This is a genomic window from Streptomyces sp. PA03-6a (assembly GCF_033792765.1).
Taxonomy (GTDB): domain Bacteria; phylum Actinomycetota; class Actinomycetes; order Streptomycetales; family Streptomycetaceae; genus Actinacidiphila.
In genome coordinates this window covers 1-2676 of record NZ_JARAVK010000499.1, presented here as the reverse complement: position 1 = coordinate 2676, position 2676 = coordinate 1, and the positions used below count along the sequence as shown (strand labels likewise).

Here is a 2676-nt window from a genome sequence, read left to right as displayed (position 1 = left end):
GCCTGCTGCGGTTGCTCTTACTTCCCACCTGGCCACTACTTCCTCTGGAACCTCACGTCCCAGTCTCCAGGTGTCCAACATCGAGGGGAAGCTTCACCGACATATCGGCAACAAGGCACCGAGGTAGTCGGTTGGCCTGTGGGTCAGACCAACTGGAGGAGCGCCCCCTCAAACCCTCGCAGCTGTCTGCTGGTAGGCGCGGGTGAGGTTAATGGGCCGCACCAAACGGTGGGCCGTGGCACCGGATAGCCCGAACGAAGCGTTGGGAAGCTGCTGCCACGTGCAGCCTGACGTCGGACAACACGATTGCGGCCAGCGATTCCCGATCACACTCCCGACCCATCCGGCACCAAACCGTCAAGGATCTGCACCCACGACCTAGTCTACGGGTTGCGATGACCCTGTAATGCCCACGTCGATGTAGTGACCACGGTGGTCGTCTGTCACGGATCAACGCCAGACTCGACTTTGGATCCTCTCGACGCCCTTACATCACGCGGCTAAAGAATCCACAAACTACGGAAGTACAGTGCAAATCCTTCCGTCGTGAATGAATTTCTGCGCCGCAAAATAGAAGGCGTGAGCCATGAACGGGCCATCACATCGCCATATTTGTGAATCGAAACGCCCGTTGCTACTGTCCCATCCAGGTCACAATCTGCACCGTCGCGTCGCGGAAGCCGGCGCTCTCTACGCAATCGACCGCGTGAGGCAACGGTCACCGGGGGTCGAAGTACTCATTTCAACGCACTTTTGGGGCTTATCGAGAATTTCGTGCGGTACCGTCATTTTCGAGATCTACCCAAATTGAGTGCTGCGCTCAACTGACAGCTTTAGGAAGAATTGCCATGCGTTCCGGAAGAAGTACCCGAAAGCGTTCGATGATGCAGGCGGTTCTCGTCCTGCCACTTCTCATTACAAGCACCGCTGCTTGCGGTGATGGCTTCAATGGAAATCATGAAGCGACGGTAGGCATTGCTCTGCCGAACAAGCTTCAGACACGTTGGGCCGATGACGGCCAGAGCATGGCGAGAGGTCTCGAATCGCACGGGTACAGGGTCGACGTCAAGTTTGCCGACGACAATGCCGATCTACAAGCCGATCAGATTCAGAGCATGATCGATGCCGGGGACAAGATTATAATCATCGGCGCTGTCGATGGATACGGTCTTGGGCAGGTCCTGAAAGTTGCAGCGCGCAGCGGCGTCAAGATTATCGCTTACGACCGGCTGCTGCTGGGCAGTGCCAACGTGGACTATTATGCGAGCTTTGACAACTACAAGGTGGGACAACTGCAGGGAGAATACATCGTCGACAGGCTGGGGCTAAAGGAGGGCAAGGGGCCTTTCAATCTTGAGATTTTCTCCGGCGACCCGGACGATAATAACGCATCTCTCTTCTTCAACGGTTCCATGGCAGTCCTCAAACCATGGATCCAAAAGGGGATGCTGGTGCTCAAGAGTGGCAACAAGCGCATCACCCAGGTGGCAATGTTCCATTGGGACGGAGAGATCGCGCGCGAGACGATGACCACGCGGCTGCATGAGCACTTCGGTTCGGCAACCCTCGACGCAGTCCTCGCACCAAATGATGGTATCGCCCGCGGCGTCATCCAGGCTTTGAAGGCTGACGGCTACGGTTCGGGGGGCAAGGAAATGCCCATCATCACGGGCCAGGACGCAGAAGTGGAGTCTGTCAGGGAGATTATCAAGGGTGAACAGTCAATGACTGTCTACAAGGACACTCGCAAGCTCGCTGCGGTCGCTGTCGATATGGCAGATGCGATCATCACCGGCAAGACTCCGAAGATCACAGACAACGAGCAGTACGACAACGGAGTGAAGGTCGTTCCCGCATACTTGCTCGGCCCGGTCGCAATTGACAAGTCGAATTACAAGAAGCTGCTGATCGACTCCGGTTACATCAATCGGTCTGACGTGAACTGAGTCTCGGCGCGCAGGCGTGAGATCGATGGCAGCGATGTGAACACGAATGAGCAGTCGATGAACATGCGTTTGCGAGGAGCACGCTCGTTCGTCGGTCTCCCGGCCTTCGTTTCACTGACGGTTGAGCTGCCTGTCGCCTTTGTGGAGGCTGGTCTCGCTCAGCCTCCCCGAGCTCAAACGCTTGATCATCCGACTCCCCCACCGCCGACCACACTCCATCGACCACAACCGGCACTGGCCACACTGGCGACGCCAACGACGACACCAAGCCCGCACCAGGCACTACAAACGACGCGGCCATACGCCACCAGAAGCTGCCCACCCGTCACGGCAAAGACCGTTGCAGTACTTGTACTCCAGCAGCGTTTCGCTATCTGGCCTGGTGAGAGGCGTCGTTCGGAGTGTAGGGCGGGGGTTGTGTGTCGGGGGCGGTCTTGCCGGACCGCCCCTCCATCGAGTGGAGTCGTCGCCGGTAGTGGCAGTGGCGGGCGGTGGCCTGGTGTCTGCGCCGCCAGAGCGACCAGCTCACCGTGTGGATGCGAAGCTGCCGGCCAGGTTGGGGTGGGCAGTGAGTTGCCAGGAGCCGGCGGACTTCTGCCACGGTGAGTGGGACCAGGGTGCCGGAACCGTTTCTGCATCCCCTGTGCCGCCGCCCGAGTCGCGGTGGCCGCGAGCAATGCGTGGGCGAGCATGGCCAAGGTGATGTGCCGGTACCAGCCGGTGTAGCGGC

1 protein-coding gene and 1 pseudogene are annotated in these 2676 nt (G+C 58.8%); one reads left to right on the top strand and one right to left on the bottom strand.

All coding sequences use genetic code 11. The features are described 5' to 3' along the window. Positions 1 to 848: 848 nt before the first annotated feature. Positions 849 to 1946: a substrate-binding domain-containing protein gene (locus tag PV350_RS46025; protein WP_500339238.1), complete on the top strand. Its 1098-nt coding sequence runs from the start codon at positions 849 to 851 to the stop codon at positions 1944 to 1946. Positions 1947 to 2471: 525 nt separating this feature from the next. Here PV350_RS46025 and PV350_RS46020 read toward each other — a convergent pair. Continuing rightward, positions 2472 to 2676 (bottom strand): annotated as a pseudogene (locus tag PV350_RS46020) (IS701 family transposase); the annotation flags it as partial.